The sequence below is a fragment of the Leptolyngbya sp. NIES-2104 genome, from assembly GCF_001485215.1.
Lineage (GTDB): Bacteria > Cyanobacteriota > Cyanobacteriia > Leptolyngbyales > Leptolyngbyaceae > Leptolyngbya.
This window is the reverse complement of record NZ_BBWW01000001.1, coordinates 5628472-5649854: the sequence shown is the minus strand read 5'-3', so window position 1 is coordinate 5649854 and position 21383 is coordinate 5628472. Positions and strand designations below refer to the sequence as shown.

At 48.3% G+C, this 21383-nt stretch carries 14 protein-coding genes; 4 read left to right on the top strand and 10 right to left on the bottom strand.

The genetic code is table 11. From position 1 onward, the window contains the following. Positions 1 to 19: 19 nt before the first annotated feature. The 3 genes from NIES2104_RS27115 to NIES2104_RS27105 all read right to left on the bottom strand — a co-directional run bounded on the left by NIES2104_RS27115 (position 20) and on the right by NIES2104_RS27105 (position 2060). Positions 20 to 454, bottom strand: coding sequence for a Mov34/MPN/PAD-1 family protein (locus tag NIES2104_RS27115; RefSeq protein WP_202815128.1), 435 nt, complete (start codon positions 452 to 454; stop codon positions 20 to 22). 82 nt (positions 455 to 536) lie between these two features. After that, entirely contained in the window at positions 537 to 1091 is a 555-nt protein-coding gene (locus NIES2104_RS27110; protein WP_059001452.1) for a Uma2 family endonuclease, read from the bottom strand. 9 nt (positions 1092 to 1100) lie between these two features. Next, complete coding sequence (locus NIES2104_RS27105) at positions 1101 to 2060, bottom strand: Gfo/Idh/MocA family protein (protein ID WP_082690091.1); 960 nt, start codon at positions 2058 to 2060, stop codon at positions 1101 to 1103. A 159-nt stretch (positions 2061 to 2219) separates the two neighbouring features. On the opposite strand from NIES2104_RS27105, the gene NIES2104_RS27100 reads away from it, so the two are divergent. After that, positions 2220 to 4355, top strand: coding sequence for an ATP-binding protein (locus NIES2104_RS27100; protein ID WP_059001450.1), 2136 nt, complete (start codon positions 2220 to 2222; stop codon positions 4353 to 4355). Positions 4356 to 4439: 84 nt separating this feature from the next. Then, positions 4440 to 5432: a homoserine kinase gene (locus NIES2104_RS27095; RefSeq protein WP_059001449.1), complete on the top strand. Its 993-nt coding sequence runs from the start codon at positions 4440 to 4442 to the stop codon at positions 5430 to 5432. A 98-nt stretch (positions 5433 to 5530) separates the two neighbouring features. Here the strand turns inward: NIES2104_RS27095 and modA are convergent, their stop codons facing one another. The 4 genes from modA to NIES2104_RS27075 form a co-directional block, all read right to left on the bottom strand. Continuing rightward, on the bottom strand, positions 5531 to 6325 hold the full coding sequence (gene modA / locus NIES2104_RS27090) for a molybdate ABC transporter substrate-binding protein (RefSeq protein ID WP_059001448.1): 795 nt from the start codon (positions 6323 to 6325) through the stop codon (positions 5531 to 5533). 384 nt (positions 6326 to 6709) lie between these two features. Then, positions 6710 to 8539, bottom strand: coding sequence for a molybdate ABC transporter permease subunit (gene modB / locus NIES2104_RS27085; RefSeq protein ID WP_202815127.1), 1830 nt, complete (start codon positions 8537 to 8539; stop codon positions 6710 to 6712). Positions 8540 to 8711: 172 nt separating this feature from the next. Continuing rightward, complete coding sequence (locus tag NIES2104_RS27080) at positions 8712 to 10907, bottom strand: molybdopterin oxidoreductase family protein (RefSeq protein ID WP_059001447.1); 2196 nt, start codon at positions 10905 to 10907, stop codon at positions 8712 to 8714. Between the two features lie 13 nt (positions 10908 to 10920). Beyond that, entirely contained in the window at positions 10921 to 12570 is a 1650-nt protein-coding gene (locus tag NIES2104_RS27075; RefSeq protein ID WP_082690090.1) for a ferredoxin--nitrite reductase, read from the bottom strand. 650 nt (positions 12571 to 13220) lie between these two features. On the opposite strand from NIES2104_RS27075, the gene NIES2104_RS27070 reads away from it, so the two are divergent. Together NIES2104_RS27070 and NIES2104_RS27065 are read left to right on the top strand one after the other, a co-directional pair. After that, positions 13221 to 16550 carry a PAS domain S-box protein gene (locus tag NIES2104_RS27070; RefSeq protein ID WP_059001446.1) on the top strand — a complete coding sequence of 1110 codons (3330 nt, stop codon included), beginning with the start codon at positions 13221 to 13223 and terminating at the stop codon, positions 16548 to 16550. 186 nt (positions 16551 to 16736) lie between these two features. Then, positions 16737 to 17288 carry a response regulator gene (locus NIES2104_RS27065; RefSeq protein WP_156427072.1) on the top strand — a complete coding sequence of 184 codons (552 nt, stop codon included), beginning with the start codon at positions 16737 to 16739 and terminating at the stop codon, positions 17286 to 17288. A 179-nt stretch (positions 17289 to 17467) separates the two neighbouring features. Here NIES2104_RS27065 and NIES2104_RS27060 read toward each other — a convergent pair whose 3' ends face one another. From NIES2104_RS27060 to guaD, 3 genes are all read right to left on the bottom strand, one after another. Next, on the bottom strand, positions 17468 to 18160 hold the full coding sequence (locus NIES2104_RS27060; protein WP_059001444.1) for a glycoside hydrolase family protein: 693 nt from the start codon (positions 18158 to 18160) through the stop codon (positions 17468 to 17470). A 47-nt stretch (positions 18161 to 18207) separates the two neighbouring features. Beyond that, complete coding sequence (locus tag NIES2104_RS27055) at positions 18208 to 19875, bottom strand: ABC transporter ATP-binding protein (RefSeq protein ID WP_339375235.1); 1668 nt, start codon at positions 19873 to 19875, stop codon at positions 18208 to 18210. 131 nt (positions 19876 to 20006) lie between these two features. Further along, positions 20007 to 21317, bottom strand: a complete 1311-nt coding sequence (gene guaD, locus NIES2104_RS27050; RefSeq protein ID WP_059001443.1) for a guanine deaminase — start codon at positions 21315 to 21317, stop codon at positions 20007 to 20009. Positions 21318 to 21383: the final 66 nt, after the last annotated feature.

Sequence of the window (21383 nt, the reverse complement as noted above, 5' to 3'; positions counted from 1 at the left end):
CGAATTCTAGGGTGTTCCTTCACTGAATCAAAAGATCTTCCGCTTGGAAAACCTGCTGATCGTCGAGGCTCCAGCTACGAACATCAACCGATTTTCCCTCAGAGACAGAGACGATCGCATAACTGTACTGTGACCAGGCAGCCGCTCGATCGTAGTCTGAAGGAATCGCCGGATGATCCGGATGGGAGTGATAGATCCCGATAATATCGAGATTTCGCGATCGCGCTTCTTTCATTGCCGCCAGCATCTCTTCAGGCGCAATTTCGTATCGACGGTTTTTCGTCAAATCTGAGCGATCGTCCTTCCATCCATTGTTCGTTGCTTTTACATCCATGACGGTTTTCCCAGTGGGGTCACTCTTGCCCAACAGCAAACCGCAGCACTCATCTGGATAGGTGCGCTCGGCATGAACACGAATGCTCAGTAAATGCTGAGAGTGGAGTCTGAGAATCACGACAGGGTGAAAATCACAAGTCAGATAACTATCTTAATGGATTCAGTGTGAGAGACGATGAGCATTGAGAATTGTGAAGTGATTACAGAAAGAAGCGAGAAACGAAACACGCAAATCCAGGTAAAAGTGGCGATGTCAAAGTGTCTGAAGCGCTCAAGGTTGCGACGAGCTGTAAGGCAGCTTGCGCTCGGCGATACACTTCGACCTGTTGAAGCTGCCAATTCAGAATCCAGTATTCTTGGACACCTCTGGTTGAGTAGAGTTTGAGTTTAGTTTCGCGGTCACGTCGTTCGTTCTCTTTCCCAAACGATAGAACTTCGATCACTAATTCGGGCGCGGCGGTGAAATGTCCTGCTTCATCTTCAGTTACGGATAAGCGATCGTGACTAATCCAAATCAAGTCTGGAATCACATTATCTGCATCACTAAAGATAATTCCAGGCATTGGAATTGCAACTCCTAATCCAGACACGATCGACCAGTCTCTTAGTTCTGCTGCTGTGTTTGTGATTGCGGTTTGATGTCTCCAGTTGGGCGCTCTCGTCACGTACAGTTCTCCGTCGATGATTTCATAGCGATTGCTACTCTCTGGAAGGAGTTCAAGATCTGCGGTTGTCCATCGAACTTGCTGAGACATTCGTACCTCCTAATCAATACTCACAGTTTGTCCTTGTTCTACCGCTCGCTGAGCCGCGATCGCGACTCTCAACGTGTACAAACTCTCTTCGGGTTGAACATATAACGGCGTTCCATTGGTCAAATAATCTAGAACCGCACTCGTATCTTTCGTAAACAGTCCCCGTCTTGCACCAACTTCGATTTCGCTCACACCCTCTGAATTGATCAAAGCTCCTCGATCGCCATCAAAGATTAAAGCTCCTCGATCGCCCTGCACTTCTAATTTGCGCTCTGATGTCCAAATCGTTTCACCTTTGCCATAGATCACATCGGCAATCACACCGTTTTGGAAGTTCAGTTGTGCTTTACACATACAGCCTGTGTAGCGATCGTTCTGCAAATTCCAATAGCGATTTTGACAGCTTACCGATTGCACTTGTCCGAACGCGTGAATTAATCGATGCAACCGCGATAAAGCGCCGACTAAGGGAAAGCCAAATAATGAGGGGTTGTATGTCCACTTTGCCGGAGCAGGATTTTGAGGAGTCAGAGTGATATAGCGGGCGTAGAATGGCGTTCCGATTTGGGAAAGCGATCGTAGAAATGCTTGATGCACACCACCCAGGATCTCAATGTGTTCGACGTGCAGGAGGCGATTTTGGGAGCGGGCAAGCTCGATCGCGCTTTGTGCAGAATGGAAATCGATCGCTAACGGATATTCCACCACTACATGACGACCCGATTCGAGCGCAGATCGAGCAACCTGGCTATGCTCCGAATTCACACCGCAGAGGATCACCAAATCGACAGCATTGATTAACTCTTGCGAAATATTAAAGGCTTGAGTGTGGTGAGTCCGTCCGAATTCTGCGGTTTTATCAGGTTGATGACCTGTGACCCCGACTAATGTAGCGCGATCGTCTTGGTTCACCGCCTCGGCTCTCAGTTTTGCCGCATATCCCGTTCCGACCAGTCCCACTCGAATCACAGCGCTATCCCTTGAAAAGTCTTTTCTCAGTTTAACGGCAGAAGATCCCTTCCTCAGCTAGAGTGGAATCAATGGAAAAGATTGTATTTTAGTAAAAATTTCTACATCATCAAAAAGACTGAAATTCTTTTCCAGCATTCGGTTGTCACATCCAATCTTATGAGCAAAGCTTCGATACAAGAAACCATTCCAAGACCCCTGCGACCCGAAAACGATCCAGAACGCATCGGAGCACTGCATCGTTATAACATTCTTGACACGCCTCCTGAAGCTGCGTTCGATCGCATTACCAAACTCGCCGCTCATTTGTTCGATGTGCCAATCGCGATCGTGTCTCTTGTCGATGAGAAACGCGCTTGGTTCAAATCCTGTCAAGGCTTTAGTCTTTCAGAAGTGCCGCGGGATGATTCACTCTGCAATATTGCCATTCTCTACAACGAAACCTTGGTCGTACCCGATACGCGAAAAGACGATCGTTTTTCCTGTAATCCGTTCACCCTTGCAGAACCTGGATTGCGCTTTTATGCGGGTGCACCACTGATCACCGAAGACGGGTACAACTTAGGAACGCTCTGTTTGCTCGACATGAAGCCGCACGGAGATCTGAGCGAAGAGCAGCGGGCAACCTTAGTCGATCTTGCCGCGATGGTACTCGATGAAATGGAGTTGAGGCTGGCAGCTCAGAAAATTGCTCAAACTGATGCCGCACTGCTCGAAATCACCCAGGGCGTTTCAGCCGTCACTGGACAAGACTTCTTTGATGCGCTTGTGCTGCATTTTGCGAAGGTTTTAGCGGTGCATTATGTGTATATCGGACGGTTAGTTGAGCCAGAGCAAGCAACGTTTCAAACCTTAGCATTCTGCGCCGATGGTGAGAGCGCAGAAAATTTTACTTACCCAGTTCGGGGAACACCGTGTGAGCAAGTTATCAAAAATCGCCGTCTCTGCTGCTATCCGCATCGAGTGCGAGCGCTGTTTCCCAATTCGTCGATGCCACCAGATGTAGAAAGCTATGTTGCCGTTCCATTTTACGATTCGAGCGACAATCCAATCGGTGTACTTGGAATTATGCACACCGATCCCTTGGAGAACGTGAAGCTTGCCGAGTCGCTGTTAACGATTTTTGCCCTGAGAATTGCGACAGAATTCGATCGAGCACGAGTTTTAGAAGCAGAACATGCTGCCCGTCAACAAGCCGAAGCTGCCAATCGGATTAAAGACGAATTTCTTGCGGTACTGTCACACGAACTAAGAACGCCGCTCAGTCCGATTCTCGGTTGGACAAAACTGTTACGAGCAGGCAAAGTGTCCCCAGACAATCAAGACAAAGTGCTTGCCACGATCGAGCGCAATGCTCAACTACAAACGCAATTAGTCGAGGACTTGCTGGATGTCTCGCGCATTCTTCGGGGTAAGTTCACATTTGACATTCGCCCGGTGAATTTAACTAGTGTGGTTCTAGCAGCGATCGACACAGTTCGCCTTGCTGCTGATGCTAAAAAAATCGACATCGTGACCCAGCTCGAAGCTTCTCCCTGTGTGCTCGGTGATGCGGCTCGACTCCAGCAAGTGGTCTGGAATCTGCTCTCGAATGCGGTGAAGTTTACGCCTGAACTGGGGCGGATTGAAGTGCGGTTAATGCAGACCGCTCGATCGGCAACGCTTCAAGTCAGCGACACCGGAAAAGGAATCGAGCCGGAATTTCTGCCGTATGTGTTCGATCGATTTCGCCAAGCGGATAGCGCCACGACTCGCAGATTCGGAGGGTTAGGATTGGGACTTGCGATCGTGCGCCAAATCGTGGAGTTACATGGCGGGGTCGTTCAGGCGGATAGTCCGGGTGAGGATCAAGGGGCGACGTTTACGGTGACATTTCCGTTGCAAAGCACTATCGCACAAGATGCTGCAACCCATTCGCTCGTCAAGGTTGCGGATCTTCAGGGAGTTCGGATCTTAGTAGTCGATGATGAGCAAGACTCACGGGATTTTGTCGCGTATGTGCTCGAATCCGCTGGAGCAGAGATTCAATCGGCAGCATCCGCGATCGAGGCGATTCAGATTTTGGCTCAAGATCAGCACGATCTTTTAGTAAGCGACATCGGAATGCCTGGAATGGATGGCTATCAGTTGATGAGAAGTTTGAAGCACAAGCTTCCAGCGATCGCGCTGACTGCCTATGCGGGCGAGATGGATCAAAAAAGAGCGATCGAGTCAGGTTTCTTGCACCATTTAGCCAAACCTGTCGATCCTGATCGCTTAATTGGTCTTGCTGCGACGCTCGTTTCTCAGGATTGAAGCCATTTCGTATCGCAATTGACGATTAGAAGTGTCGTTCTAGCGCAGTATAGAGGCTAACAAAAGCGCTGGACTTCCGTGTTGATGCGATCTTCTGCTGATGATCTGTTTCCCGTTGTTTATTCCACGATCGATCCAAGCGCGATTCGATCGAGAATTCTTTCGCGCTATGACATCGAAGCGGTGAAAGTCTGCGAATTCTGGTGTCGAGGGTTGAGCGATGTTTATCTTGTGGAAACCGATCGTGGGTCATATATTTTGCGGATTGCTCATTGGGGATGGCGATCACAAGCAGATATCGATTTCGAGTTAGCGCTTCTGAAGTTTCTGCACGATCGAGGTCTGCCTGTAGCGCATCCGCTGAGAACGGAATCGGGTAAGTTGTCGATCGCGATTCCTGCACCAGAGGGAGAGCGTTATGCGGCTTTGTTTACCTATGCTCTAGGAGGTGTACCAATTGGGGATCTCAGTATTCGACAAGCGACGCGACTCGGTGAAACGCTGGCAAAAGTTCATCAAACAGGCTTAGCGTTTGAATGTTCATTCGAGCGGGAACCGTTGACGCTCGATTATCTGCTCGATGAATCGTGGACAGCGATCGCGCCTTTTTTGCAGCGTGACGATCGTGAATATGTGGAAAGTGCGATCGCTCAAATCAAAACGGGACTAAAAGATTTTCCGCGATCGTCGCCGTATTGGGGGATTTGTTGGGGTGATCCGCACAGTGGCAATACGCATTTTACCGAAGCAGATCAGCCGACTTTGTTTGATTTTGATCAATGTGGATTTGGCTGGCGGGCGTTTGATTTGGGCAAGTTTCGGCAAGTTGCGCTGAATACCGGAATTAGCCGACGAGTGAGAGAAGCATTTTTGCAGGGATATCGATCGATGAGTCCCCTAGAAGAATTTGAACTAGCGGCGATTTCTGCGTTTACTCAGACGGCTCATATTTGGGTGTGGTCGATCAGTTTGACGTATGCGCTTCGGCACAATTACAGCCGTTTGGATGATTCGTTTTTTCGCAAGCGGGTCGAGCAATTGAGAAAGCTTAAATCTCCGGACTGGCAGATGTTTTAGAATCTAAAGAGCAACAACCAAAACGGCAGAATCATGACAAACCTGCTTACTCTAGAGGACATGAAACAGAAATATCACGATGAATGGCTGTTGATTGCTTATGCAGAAGTGGATTGGGTGGCAGAACTCACAGAAAATCCTTGTTTTCCAAACACTGCTTTCGCGGCATCGCTAGATAGAAACTGAACAAACTTCTGAGCAGCATCGCGGTTAGGAGTTCGTTTGAGAACTGCGATCGGATAAATAACCGGAGAATGAGACGTTTCTGGAGCAGTTGCAACAATTTTCACTTGATCAGAACTGAGCGCATCACTGCGATAGACAATTCCTGCATCTGCATTCTGAGACTCAACAAAGTTCAGCACTTGTCTCACATCCTTGGCGTAAACGGCTTTCGGTTTAACTGCATCTAGAAGTTTCAGAGCGGTGAGAACTTCTTGAGCATAGGTTCCAGCCGGAACACTCTTCGGTTCACCCAGCCCGACTCTCCGAACGCGATCGCTTGCTAAATCCTGAAAACTTGCAACTCCAGTGGTCGTTCTTGGCACAATCAGCACAATCTGATTTCGCAGTAAGTCTCGGCGGGTTTCGTTAATCAACTCCCCTTTTTGCTGAAGTGCGTCCATCTGTTTTGGAGCCGCAGAGATAAACACATCGGCAGGTGCGCCTTGCTCGATTTGTTGTTGTAGTGCGCCAGAAGATCCAAAGTTATACGTCAATTTCACGGGTTGCTGTTGTTCATAAAGCGGTTGAATTTGCTCTAAGGCATCTTTCAAGCTCGCTGCTGCGGATACGGTCAGTGTCGCAGGAGGGGTCGTAGAGCGTTGACAATTTACGATGAGGAGCGCAATCAAAAAACAACTGAAAAGCTGGAGAAGTCGCTGTTTGGGCATTAAAAGTATAGGTTGAATAACAGGAATGAGTTTACCAAGAATGTTAGTAAGTTCTATCAAGGGGCTAAGTTATCTACTAGATTAAGCGGGATACCTCGATCGACTTTGTATCAGTGCCTCAAATTCCATTTAGTTCAGATTTAGAATTTGTGTAGGAAGTCTATGTCGTGTTTTAAAGCCTTTTCACTCCGTTGCTTACCCGCCCCGGAATGGAATTCGGGGCTAATCAAACGAAGTCCACTGAAGGGGACTAACAGCCAATTTGAGTCCCTTTAGTCCTTTTCAAAGGAACTTCGCACCGATAGCCCCGGAATGGAATTCGGGGCGAAAGTAAACGAAGCGAGGAATTTTCAAACACGCTCATTATTAGAGCGCGAAAGCACTCTAGGCTTCCAGTAGAATTAGCCGCAGGGCATCAAGCTGTACAAACCAGGGAAAGGGAATTTGCTTTAAGACTTCCCACTTCTCCTTAAAGACCTCTGCTTGCAGATGATAGTCTTGCAGATGAGTCGGACTGGAGTTGAATTTGAGAAAGACAGTCATTCGATGAGGTGTTTCGCTAGTTGAAGCCACCCAGCAAGGAAAAGTATTTTCTGCATTGTCATCTTCTCTAAACCGAATCTGATGAGCACGAATTCCAACATAGGCAAGACGAGCCGATAAAGGTTCAATCACTTGTAAGCAAATACCCCAATCGATCGCTGAAATTTCCTGCTCTGCAATCACTTGGATCGGAGAGATGTTTTTACAGCCCGTAAGTTGAGCAACTCCGACTGCACCAGGACGCTCAAAAATGTCGTATTTCGAGCCATCAGCGATCGCGTGCCCTTGCGCTAGAACTAACAAATTCTCACACACTCGATATGCTTCTTCGAGGTTGTGCGTGACAAACAAGCTTACCCCTTTAAAGTGCTGAAGTCGTAAACTTACTTCTTGTTCCATCTGGCTACGAAGATGGGTATCCAGAGCTGAGAAAGGCTCATCGAGCAAAATCACTTCTGGTTCGCTTGCTAACACTCGTGCTAAGGCTACCCGCTGCTGCTGTCCTCCAGAAAGTTGATGCGGATAGCGATCGCGATATCCTTGCAGTTGGATTGCTTCTAACTGAGCTTCAACCCGCTGACGAACTTCGCTGCTAGACAGCGACTGAGGTAAGCCAAAAGCAATATTTTGAGCAACGGTCATGTTGGGAAACAAAGCGTAGTTTTGCACTAAGAAACCGACTTTACGATCGCGGCTCGGAACGTTAATTCCCGCTTTTGCATCAAACAGAATGCGCCCATTGAGTATGATCTGTCCTTTGGTTGGGCTTTCCATGCCTGCAATACAGCGGAGCAACATGCTTTTTCCTGCTCCTGAGCCTCCTAAAATTCCAAGTGTTGATTCTGTAGCGCTAAAGGACAGATCCAGATCAAAGGTTGCTAATTGTTTTTGAATATCAACGACTAACCCCGATGAATGAACTGCGATCGCTTCTGATTTGCGATGAGCGCCAAATACGGAAGCTTGAAACGTACGGCTCGAAGGTCTCTGATTGTCCGATCGCTGCTTTTGCCAAAAGTTCACTGTAATAATTCCAGACAGTGAAATGAGCATAATCGCCACTGCCCAGAACCCTGCTTCACTGATGTCTCCTGCTTCCACAGCAAAATAAATTGCCATTGGAATCGTTTGTGTTTGTCCTGGAATGTTTCCTGCCAGCATCAAGGTTGCTCCAAATTCACCAAGCGCCCGCGCAAAGGCAAGCATCGTTCCAGCCAACACACCTGGTAAAGCTAACGGTAATAAAACTCGACGAAACACCGTCCATTCTGAAGCGCCCAACGTTCGAGCAACCGCTAAAAAGTTTTGATCAATTTGTTCAAAAGCTCCTAATGCGGTTCGATACATCAATGGAAATGCGACAACTGTTGCTGTTATCACGGCTCCGTACCAGGTGAATACGACACTGAAGTCGATCGACATTAGCAGTTTTCCAACCCATCCATTTTTGCCAAATATCAACAAGAGCAGAAAGCCAACGACCGTAGGTGGCAAGATCAGCGGAGAGATAAAAATGCCTTCTAGCAGGAATTTTCCTTTGCCTCGATAGTTCAACATCCAGTAGGCAACGGCGATTCCTGCAAAGAAGGTAAAGAAAGTTGCTAAGCTGGCAATTTTCAGCGAGATCCAGAGCGGGGAAAGATCAAGGGGCAAGGTTAACAATTCAGCCATCAGATCCCCCCTGTCATCCACTTCTGGTTATGTCAAACTCCCACTCCGCCTCACTAAAGTTGTGGAATTCTTGGCTCTACGATAGCTTTGATGAGTGCGATCGTGCTCACGGTTTTCAAAGCAAGTCTACATGAAAATTGCTTTCTATATGCCTTGGCGGAGCTTCTCCCTGTTAAATTTGGATCTCCGCCATCACAAATTCAGCAGCAGGGACAGAAGACATCGGTTCTGCACCCACGGGGATGAGTTGAACTGCACAAGCTTTGAGTTCTGGTTGTGAAGACTCTGGACAAGAAATCGGATGGGTCAGTGAGTTTGCTTCGGCTTCTGTTGCCCAGAGAGCACCCCAGTGCATCGGGACAAAAACAGTTCCAGGTACGATCGCGCTCGTAACAGTGATGGGAAATTTTGCCTTGCCGCGACGCGATCGCACTTCGATCCAGTCATCGGTTCGCAACCCCAATCGAGCCGCATCGTGGGGATGAATTTCTAAAACCGGGCGCGGGTGCATTTGGCGGAGTTTGTGAATGCGTCCGGTGCGGGTTTGGGTGTGCCAGTGACCATAAAGTCTACCTGTGGTTAGCACAAACGGATAGTCATCATCGGGCGGTTCTGCGACACCGCGTGAATGATATGCCCCAAATCGAGCGCGTCCGTCGGTGGTTGGAAAGCGATGATCGGTGTACAACCGTTTTGCGGTGCTGGCATCCGGTCGATCGATCGAATAGGGCCATTGAACTGCGCCTTTTTTGAGGAGTTCGTGACTGATGCCGCTCATGTCACAAACGCGATCGCGGGTCATCTGGACAAATTCTGCAAACACTTGGGCAGCATCGCGAAACTGAAAGGCTGCGGAAAAATCCAATCGCCGTCCCACTTCAGCAAAAATTTCCCAATCGGCTTTCGCTTGTCCAGGTGGATTGCGAAAGGCAGGAAGCAGCGTCACTACCCGTTCAGAATTCGTCATGGTTCCAGTTTTTTCGCCCCATTGAGCAGCGGGAAGGAGCACATGAGCATAGTTCGCTGTTTCGGTCGGATAGTAGGCATCTTGGCAAACAGTGAACGGAGAAGCTTGTAACGCTGCTTTGGTGCGGGGTAAATCCGGCAGACTTACAGCGGGATTCGTTGCCGCAATCCACAGAAATCGGACATCACCCGATTCTAAGCCGCGAATCATTTCCCAGGCAGTGCGTCCGGGCTGTGGCGAAATTTGACCGGGTGGCAACTGCCAAAATTGCTCGACAAAGGCGCGATCGTGCGGATTTTTCACCCAGCGATATCCAGGTAAGAGTCCGGCAAGTCCGCCCACTTCTCGTCCGCCCATGGCATTCGGTTGACCCGTGAGCGAAAAGGGACCTGCACCCAGCTTGCCAATTTGTCCGGTGAGCAGATGGAGATTGATTAGCGATCGGGCTTTTGCGGTTCCTTCACTCGATTGATTCACGCCCATCGTCCAAAGAGATAGAACGCGCTTCGAGCTTGCCCAGTAGCGTGCTGCCGTTTCTAGATCTTCAATGGAAATGTTGCAGCGTCGAGCGACGACATCGGGTGGATAGTGCTTGATGACTTCGGCGTATGCGGGAAAGTTCGCGACGCAATCATCGATAAAGGCATAATCGACTTTTTGCCACTCAGACAGTAGGTAAGCAATGCCGTTTAACAAATCAATATCGGTTCCGGGTCGAATGGCGAGGTGTAAATCTGCTGCTTCAGCCGTCGGAGTACGGCGCGGATCAACGACGATCATCTTAACGTGACGATGTTGGCGGTGATACTTTCGCAATCGATTAAAGATGATCGGGTGACATTCAGCCGCATTCGTTCCGACTAAAAATGCACAATCGGTGAGTTCTAAATCGTCATAGCAGCAGGGTGGACCATCCGACCCTAAGCTTTGAGCATACGCAGTCACCGCAGAAGACATACACAAGCGAGAATTAGAATCAATGTTATTGCTTCCGAGAAACCCGCGCATTAATTTGTGCATCACATAATAGTCTTCGGTCATGAATTGCCCTGAGCCGTAAAGACACAAGGCTTCAGACCCATAGTAGGCGCGAGTTTGCTGAATTTCTTGCACAATGCGATCGAGTGCTTGATCCCAAGTCACGCGCTCAAAGGGTGCGTCGAGTGAGTTCCGCATCATCGGATAAAGCAATCGCTGTTTATCGAGTGCTTCGGTGATTGTGGCACCTTTGACGCACACCATTCCTTGACTCGATGGATGAGTGCGATCGCCTTTGACTTTCCAAATTGGAGTGCCCTCAGCATCTCGATGGGTTGCTTGTCCTTGCTGGGCGGGGGGTGACACTTCTAAACCACACCCGACCCCACAGTAAGGGCAGAGTGTTTTTGTAATTTCTGTCATAGTTATTTTTAAGTTAAAGTTCTAGCAGATCTGGCGGCACAAAATACCCGGTTTGTCTGGGTGTCGCTCCAAACTGCTCGGTTAGCAAATTTCGCAACACAGGCAGCAGATCATCACACGGAATGCCTGACTGCACTCGTGCTCCCAAACATGCTTCGTGTCCGACTTTGCCACCCATCCAAATATCAACGGCTTCGACGACTTGCCCATTTTTACGAGCTTTCGTTCCCATGAGTCCGATGTCTGCGACTTGCGGCTGTCCACAGGAGTTCGGGCAGCCTGTCCAGTGAATCCGAACGGGTTGCGGCAGGGTTAATTCTGCTTCGAGTGCTTTGATCGTCGCCAAGGCGCGATTTTTGGTTTCGATCAAGGCAAAGCCGCAGAACTGACTCCCTGTACAAGAAACCAGCCAGCGCGAGACTGGATCAGGCTCGATCGAGAAACGGTCTTGCAATAAAGGTTCTTTTAATAATGCTGCTAAACGCGAATCAGGAACATTCGGAATAATCAGATTTTGTTCAACTGTAAATCGGAGTTCACCGCTACCATAAACATCTGCCATTCGCGCTAGTTCAAATAGTTCGTGAGCATCAAGCCGACCGATCGGAATGTGCAGACCCACATAGTTCAAACCCGGTTGTTTCTGCCGATGCACGCCGATGTGATCGCGCTTGTCGATCGTGATTTCGTCGGTCTCCGCAGCAGGCTCAAATGTTCGCCCGAATTGTTGTTCGACTTGCGATCGAAACTTTTCAATGCCCCAACTATCAATCAAATACATCAAGCGCGATTTCTGTCGATTCGCTCTTAATCCATGATTGCGATACACCAGTAAAATTGCTTTGCACACCTCGACGACATCATCCGGTGCTACCCAAGCATTGAGCGGCACTGCTTCTTGATAGCGCTTCGGTGAAAACATGCCGCCTACGATCACATTAAAGCCAATTTGATCCTGTTTGTAAGCGGGAATAAAGGCGAGATCATTGGTTTCGGCATGAACGGAATTATCGCGACAGCCCGCGATCGCAATGTTGAATTTTCTCGGCAGATTTGTAAACGCAGAGTTTCCCGCTCCCATGTTGGTAATCATGTCTTGCACTGCTCGACACAAGCCACGAGTATCAATCAGTTCATCCGCTTCTAGCCCTGCGACTGGCGATCCGGTCACATTTCGCACATTATCGACTCCGGTTTGAACACTGGTCATTCCCGCTTGTTCAAATCGGCGAAAGATATCCGGAGCATCTTCGATCCGAACGCCGCGCAGTTGAATGTTTTGGCGCGTCGTGATGTCGGCATTGCCATCGGCTCCATAGCGCTGCACAATTTCTGCTAGCACTCGTAAATGATTGCTTGGTAGAACCCCGTTTGCAGTCCGCATTCTGAGCATAAATCGTCCGGGTGTGACTTCGCGGTAAAACAATCCCAGCACCCGCAAGCGGAAATCGCGATCGGGTTCCTCGATCGCTTCCCAGCCAATTTTGGCAAGCAATTCTAGCTCTTGCTTTAAAACTAAGCCATCTTTCTCTGCTTTAATCCGCTCAAATTTATTTTGTGTTTTAACGGGAGGGGCTTCAGTCGTCAGATTTTCAAATTGATTAATTGCTTCGGTGTCGGTCAACTGTTCTGATGCACTAGCAGTCTTAGAGATGCCGGTCATGTGTTTATCTCCATAGCACAGTGAGCAAGGTTGCACTGGGGCAAACTTGCGCGATCGAACACGTATCCAAACAGGGGATTAAAAGTCTTCTTGACTAAGGTATGCAATTCAATCCATTGCTTTAGTAAGGATAGATACAAAGCACAGCAATCTTGCCCAAATCTACCTTTTGACGGAATCAATAGATTTCCTGCACGAATTTTACTCAGGGCATCCATGCAGTACATGTAATACCGAGTCAATCTGTAGCGATCAAAGATTAATTTGGTATGAGCGGGGGTTTGAAAAGTATAAAAAGTTTCTTCGCTTCGATTGCTTCCCGCCCTGAAATGAATTTCGGGCTAACCGTGGAAAGTCTACTGAAGTAGACTGGGAGCCAGTTTCAGTCTCTTAGTTCTTTTCAAAGGACTTTCGTCGATTAGCCCGAAATTCATTTCAGGGCGGGATGTGGCAACGAACGACAACTTTTCAAACATCCTCTAATTCCGCCCAACGAGATTGGGAAAGCCTACCCGGATGATAAACTGTGGACATTCCGTTCTGAAAGCTCGTCTAACGTCCGAAGCGATCCGCTGGAGTCTGTCTGTATCCGTAAGATCGGGGTATGTCACCCAACACCATTTTGAGTACGGTAAGCAAGGAGCGCGATCGTGTCTGATTTACCTTCGGTTGAAGTGAGTGAAGGCGTTAAGCAAGAGCCATCGACGCGCAATGAAACCGATCGCGGGCAATTGTTAGAAACGCTGCTCGAACTGTCACCCGATGCCGTTTTGGTCACGAATTCTAGCGGCGCTCTCATCGAAGTCAACGATCGCGCCTGTGCACTATTTGGGTATAGACGCGAAGAATTGTTGGGAGCAACAATCAATGTACTTTTGCCTGAAGCATCTCGACTCACCGGGGGCAATTCTGAAACTTGGCAGGGCTTGCATCAGAACGGTAGCCAAATTCCAGTAGAGGTGAGCAGTAAAACTTTACCCAATGGCGGCTGGGTTGCGGTTGTCCGAGATGGTCGCGAACGATCGCGGATCAAAGACGAACGCCAACAAGCCGAAGCCGAAATCAAGCGGCTCAATCAAGAACTGGCACGGCGCGTCAGTGAACTACAAACCATTCTCGACGCGGCTCCGGTCGGGATTGCGATCGCAGAAGATCTAACTTGCCAAACCATTCGGGCGAATGCGTTTGCTGAAGCGATATTAAGCGTGCCGCCCGCTGCCAACGTTTCTGCCACCGGAGCGCAAGCCGAAACCCTTCCCTTTCGCCAACTCCGCAACGGACAAGAGATTCCCGGCGAAGAATTGCCGATGCAAGTTGCAACCGCTCAAGGTGTCGAAGTCCGCGATGTCGCAATTCAAATGGTGCGATCGGATGGCGCAGTCTTTGATTGGTGGGTCAATGCCGTGCCGTTATTCGATGAAGTGGGGGCGGTGCGGGGGTGTGTAGCTGCTTTTATGGACATTACGGAACGCAAACGCATCGAAGCAATGCTGCGTCAGAAAGAACAGCAGCTACAGCAATTGATCGATGCCTTGCCGCAAATTGTTTGGGTGAGTAATGCGATCGGAGGATTGGAATACCTAAATCAGCAGTGGTGCGAGTATTCGGGACTAACCCCAGAGCAAAGCCGTGATCAGACCCTCGTTGCCCAAGTGCATCATCCAGACGACTCAGCCAGGATGGTTGAGCAGTGGAACATTGCACTCAAAACTCAGCAACCTTACGAAGTCGAAGCGCGACTGAGACGCGCCGATGGAGCGTATCGCTGGTTTTTGATTCGATGTGTGCCGAACTGCAATTCTCAAGGCGAAATTACGGCTTGGTTTGGCACTTCGACGGATATTCACGATCGCAAATTAGCTCAACTCAACGAGCAATTTCTCAACAACCTCGATCGCCGATTGCGCCAACTGACGACAGCCGAAGCAATGATCCTCGAAACCGTGAGCAGTCTCGGTGAATATTTGCAGGTCGATCGGGCTTTGTGGGATCGAATTGATTTGGAAAACGATTTGGCAATCCTTGAGCACGACTGGCGACGACAAGCGGTTCCGAGTCTTGTTGGAACGTATCGCCTGTCCGATTTTGTCTTGCCGGACTTCGTTAACCTGTACTCGACTGGACAAGCTGCGGTGGTTTCAGATGTCACGATTCATCCTAATACCGCTACTTTTGCAGAGAGAATCGTTGCTTTGGGTGTTCGCGCCTTTGTTGCGATTCCCTGTATCGATCAAGGACGCTGGGTGGCAACGCTCGTAGTCAATAGTGAAATGGTTCGGAATTGGCGATCTGATGAAGTGGCATTGCTGCAAGAAATCGTTGCTCGGCTGTGGTCGATCATCGAGCAAACTAGAGTGGTTCAAGCGTTGCGCGAGAGTGAAGCCCGGTTTCGCACACTTGCTGATAATATCGCTCAACTTGCTTGGATCGCTGACGAAACTGGCTGGATCTCCTGGTACAATCAGCGCTGGTTTGATTACACGGGCACGACGATCGAAGAGATGCAAGGCTTGGGCTGGCAAAAAGTTCATGATCCAGAGCATGTCGATCGCGTCACCGAAAAATTTCGATCGTGCATCGAAACGGGCGAGGCTTGGGAAGATACCTTTCCATTGCGGGGTCAAGACGGACAGTATCGCTGGTTTCTCTCAAGAGCATTTCCAATTCACAACGAGCAAGGTCAAGTGTTGCGCTGGTTTGGCACAAATACCGATATCAGCGATCGCAAGCAGCTAGAAGATACTTTAGCAGCACGAACCGAAGAACTCATTCGCACCAATCGCCTGAAAGATGAATTTCTCGCAGCGCTATCTCACGAACTCAGAACGCCGCTCAATCCGATTCTCGGTTGGACACAGATGTTAAAAGCGCAAAAGCTGTCACCGACAAAAGCAGCTCAGGCATTAGAAACCATCGATCGCAATGTGCGACAACAAATGGCGCTGATCGACGATTTGTTAGATGTATCTCGCATTGTTCAAGGCAAACTGACGCTAGAATTGCAGCCTGTCGATCTCGCACTCACGCTCACATCGGCGATCGACACCGTACAACTCGCCGCCCAAGCGAAGGGAATTGAGATCGCGTTTCACAGTTCACCGCTTAACGCGATCGGTGATCCAAACCGCTTGCAACAAGTTTTTTGGAATTTGTTGTCGAACGCGATCAAATTCACGCCCGAAGGCGGACAAATTAAAGTCAGCTTGTCGCTGATTACAAGAAACGCGCTGCCTTATGTTCAAGTTCAAGTTAGTGACACTGGAATTGGCATTGCTCCTGAATTTCTGCCGCATGTCTTTGAGCATTTCCGACAAGCAGACGGCAGTTCAACCCGCCGTTATGGAGGACTTGGATTAGGGCTTGCGATCGTGCGCCACTTGGTCGAATTACATGGCGGAACAATCGTTGCAGAAAGTGCTGGCTTAGGACAAGGAGCCACATTTACCGTGTCACTGCCGAAGTTCAACGCCACATCGAACCAACCTGAGCAAACCCAATCCGCGATCGACGCTCATCATTTTGATTACAGTAATCACGCATCTCTCGGTGATGATGCTTTAGCTTGCGATCCGCCCGATTCCCCAGGCACTTTAGTAGAAGTTCGGATTGTGCTAGTGGATGACGAGCCAGACAACTTGAATTTACTGCATTTTATTCTGAGCCAGGAAGGGGCAACTGTGCTGACGTTCACTTCTGCGATCGAAGCCTTGCAAGTGATCGCTCAATCTCCACCAGATGTGATTGTGAGTGATATTGGCATGCCAGAGATGAACGGCTATGACTTCATTCAACACGTACGATCGTTGCCGATTCAGCAGGGCGCTCAGACTCCAGCAATCGCGCTGACTGCCTTTGCTCAACAGCCTGATCACGATCGAGCCATTGCAGCGGGCTATCAGGCATATCTAGCAAAACCCGTTGATCCAACTGAGGTCGTTGCAACGATCGCCCATATTCAAACGAGCGATGCACTGAAGTAGTTGCTCTCACAGAAGTTGAAGAATGTATCTATATACAACTGTTTGTCAAGAACTGTTTGATTTCTTGCCTTAGTCTTGTATTGTTTCGAGTAGAGTTTGTTGCTTCTCCACATTGAAACCAGTTGATTAGAACGGTTATTTTCACAGTTTCTGGGTCTGAATACTGTGTTAAAAGAGGATAAAAAAATGATAGCTGAGCTAGAGGATTGTTATGTTCTCGTAGTCGATGACAATGAAGATACTCGCGACCTGTTGATCACAGCACTTGAAATCGAGGGAGCGATCGTGGTTGCGGTTGATTCTGCGATCGCTGCTCTCAAGCTGCTAGAGCGATGCTGTCCGGATATTATTTTGTGCGATTTGGCAATGCCAGAAATGGACGGATTCACCTTGATGAAGCAGCTTCGCAGTTGTTTATATCCTCAATGGAATCAGCTTCCTGCAATTGCGATGACAGCCATGTATGGGGAGTGCTACCAGACTCAAGCGATCGAGGTCGGGTTTCAGATGTGTTTTTATAAACCTGTTGATTTAGAGCAACTGCTGCAAGCGATGCGATCGCTGCTCAGAGCGAAAAAAAGCGATCGTGTCAGAGACAGCCGCTATGAGCGATCGCACTCAACCGCGTTTGTTCAGTTAAGCACCTTAGATCGGATCAACTCTTCTGGATTCGGATCATTGCTACTGTGTACCCACCCATCGATCGATCAGTCATTGCCGAAATTCTTCGCTCCCTAAAACAACGTGAATTCGATAATTTTTTCGCTCCGTTGTTCACCCGCCCCGGAATTCCATTCCGGGGCGAGTCGGAATCGCAGCGAAAAGACCTGTCGAACTGGCGTTAAAACGAAGCGATTCAGACTTGTGTATATCCGCCCTTAATGTGCAGCAGGAAGCGGAGTCTGCTACTCGTTTTCTCAGTTTCGCTGTAGTTCTTGTTGCAAAATCTTCCGATAAATTCTCGGTAAGTCATCGCTCATCGAATTCGTTTCGATGCCATATCCCAAGCTTGTCCAGGTTGGAGACAGCATCTTCAAAACAGTGTTGATTTTGCCTTCTTTCAACAGTTTCCGAATATCTGCTCCCCAAGCTTGAGAATCACTCAACCAGCGATAAACCACTTCATCCTGGTACTGCGGCTCAAAGCTATAATTGCGCCACATAAAAAAGCCGCTGGGTTCAGGATGATAGCGTTTCGCTTTTTCTTGCCAAGTGGTCGTGATGAACTGATATCGACCTGCGGCAGTCGTACAGTCTCCCATGTTCGGACCATTGACGATCGTAATACAGCGATCGGGATGCTGGCTCAAATCCTCAGCCCGCGAACCGCCATACATCACACTATAAGGATTCCGCACGTTCGATTCACTCGCTGAAATCGTTCGCATCAGAGCACGAATGTATGGATCGCCGCCGCGCATGACTAGCGGTGCATCGGCTCCCCGGTCTGCACTGTCGAAATTGAAGAACGAAGGGCGCTTTCCTTGCATGTGACCGATAATCAGCACGATCGCAAACAGAATCATGCTGCGAACCAGCCAATTGCCGACATTCTGTTCGAGCGGGACGGTCTTTGGGGTTTCTGACTTGGTTGAATCCGTTTTCGTCATAAAACACTTCACGCACTAAGAGCGATTCTAGCTTCGATTTTGCGAATTCATCCGGTCATTTTATTTAATAACGGTGCGGCTCCTAATAAGGATTGCGTGTAAGGATGCTGCGGATGTTTGAAGAGTGACTGAGTTTCGCCGAGTTCAACGATTTTGCCACCGTTCATCACAGCAATGCGATCGCAGAAATATCGCGCTACCCACAGATCATGAGTGATGAATAGATAGGTTAGATCAAACTCTTGTTTTAAATCTTGCATCAGTTGCAGTACTTGAGTTTGTACCGTGGCATCTAACATACTCACAGGTTCATCGCAGATGACTAATTTCGGGCGAGTAATCAACGCACGAGCGATCGCGACTCGTTGCTGTTGTCCGCCGGATAGTTCACCGGGATAGCGATCGTAAAACGATTCAACGGGTGTCAGTCCGACTCGTTCTAGAACGTATTCGACTTCTTGCTTTGCTTTTTCGGGAGTTGCAAGCTGATGAATTAGTAGCGGATCGGCAATACTTTCTCCGATCGTCATTCGCGGATTGAGACAGGCGTGAGGATCTTGAAAAATCATCTGAATCTGTCGCCGCTGCTGTTGTAATTGTTCGCGATTGAGTTGGGCGAGGTTTTGCCCTAAGAATTCAACTTTGCCGCCCGTGGGTCGAAGGAGTTGCAGAATGGTTCGCGATAAAGTGCTTTTTCCACAGCCTGACTCACCGACTAATCCTAGAGTTTCACCGGGATAGAGTTCAAGATCAATGCCATCGACAGCGCGAATTGTTCGATCGTTCTTATCAAATAGCTTCGAGATAAAATTAGATTCGATCGTATAGTGCTGTTTGAGTTCCGATAATTTGAGAATCGGTGCAACACTAGGATGATCATTCATCAGAATCGAATCGGAATCTTTTTGTAGATGCAACGCTGAATTAATTAATGTTTTTGTATAAGAATGTTGAGGAGTACGAAAAACAGATTCGGTTGAACCCGCTTCGACAATTTCACCGTCATACATGACAGCAATACGATCGCAGTATTCCGCAATCATCGCTAAGTCATGCGAAATCACGATTAGCGCCATATTTCGCTCACTACATAGGCGCGTCAGTTCTTTGAGAATTTGAGCCGAAACTGTGACATCTAGACTGGTTGTGGGTTCATCCGCGACGATGAGTTTTGGATTGAGTAAAAGTGCAAGCGCGATCGCGACTCGTTGCCGCATTCCGCCGCTAAATTCATGCGGATATTGTGACCAGCGATTTTCTGGAATGTTGACCGCTTTTAATGTGTCGATCGCTCTCTCTTTTGCGGCTTTGTTGGATAAATTGGGTTCGTGCGCTTTTAGGGTTTCTAAACAATGATCACCGATCGTCATTAAAGGATCGAGTCGCGTCATCGGATCTTGAAAAATCAGTGCAACAGCTTCACCGCGAAATTTTTGAAGTTCCGCTGGAGATAAATCGAACACTGATTTTCCTTCAAACTTCACTTGTCCTTCGATCTGTGCAGCATCCGACAACAGCCGCATCGCTGCTCGTCCAAGCGTAGACTTCCCGCAGCCTGATTCACCGACTAACCCAAGGCGTTCTCCGGGTTGTAAGGTAAACGACACATTTTTGACGACTTTCGACTGTCCAAATCGATACGCAACTGACAGATTTTCAATGGAAAATAGCGGCTCGTTCATGAATTTCGCGATCGCATTTTTGACTGCAACCACTTTAGCTCAATTAACGCGAATTCAATGATCTTCTACGCTCCGTTGTCAGTCCGCCCCGGAATAGAATTTGGGGCTAACGGTGCGAAGTCCCTTCAGGACTGTAAGCCTCAGATCACTAGCGTTCAATCCGCTCATTTTTCGTAAGCGAGTTCACCCAAAATGTATGTTGCTTGAATGGCGCGATCGTCCCCCATGATGATTAGACTAAACAATCGATCGCTTAAATCTTCCAATGTTGTGGGTTGTTCACTCTGGTTTCGCAGTGACAGAATTGGAGTCGATCGCGGATTAATCACAATAAAATCAGCTTCCTTACCTGCATCAAAGTTTCCAAGCTGATCTTCTAAAGACAATGCTCTCGCTCCTCCTAAAGTTGCTAAAAACATCGCTTGAAATGGAGAAAGCTTTTGTTGTCGTAGTTGTGCCACCTTGTAGGCTTCTCCTGCTGTTTGGAACATTGAAAAGCTTGTTCCACCTCCGACATCAGTTGCAAGTCCAACTTTGATGTTGCTAGAGGTAGCCCGTTCTAAGTTAAACAATCCGCTACCGAGAAAAGTATTAGAGGTTGGACAAAACGCGATCGTGGATTTTGCTGCTGCTAATCGATCGAATTCTGCCTCGGTTAACTGCACACAATGAGCAAAGATCGATCGCGCTCCCACTAAACCAAAGTGATCATACACATCAACATAACTTTGACGATCGGGGAATAGCTCTTTCACCCAAGCAACTTCATTGATGTTTTCGGATAGATGCGTGTGTAGATAAGTGTCGGGAAATTCTTTTAGCAGTCTGCCCGCATTCGCTAATTGTTCGGGTGTTGAAGTCGGCGCAAATCGTGGAGTCACGGCATAAAGCGATCGACCTTTTTTGTGCCATTTCTCGATCAGTGCTTTGCTATCTTCGTAAGAGGATTGTGCTGTATCTCTGAGGAAATTTGGAGCATTGCGATCCATCATCACTTTGCCTGCAATGATTCGCATTTTTCTACGATCGCTTTCTTCAAACAAAGCTTCGACCGATTGAGGAAATACAGCCGCTAATACTAGCGCGGTTGTGGTTCCATTCCGCAAAAGTTGATCAATAAAAATCGGTGCAATCTGATCACAGTAAGCTTTGTCTCGAAACTTTCGCTCAACCGGGAAAGTAAACTTCTCTAACCATTGCAGCAACTGTTCTCCGTAGGCTGCCATCATTTCGGTCTGCGGAAAATGAATATGCAAATCGATGAAACCGGGGAGAATGAAATGATCAGGGAAGTGAGCGATCGCAATTCCCGCATATTTTTCTTTTAGCTGCTCGTATGCTCCCAGTTCTTTGACTTTGCCGTTTTCGATCACCAGCAAGCCATCAGAAAAATACCGCACACTTTCAGGCTCAGGAACAAAAAACGGATCAGCAACAAAATCTAAAATTGCGCTGCGGAATGCTTTGACAGTCATCGAACAATCTGGGGCGACACTTCAGAACGATTGTAGTCGCTCAGAATACTCGAATCTCGGTAGGAT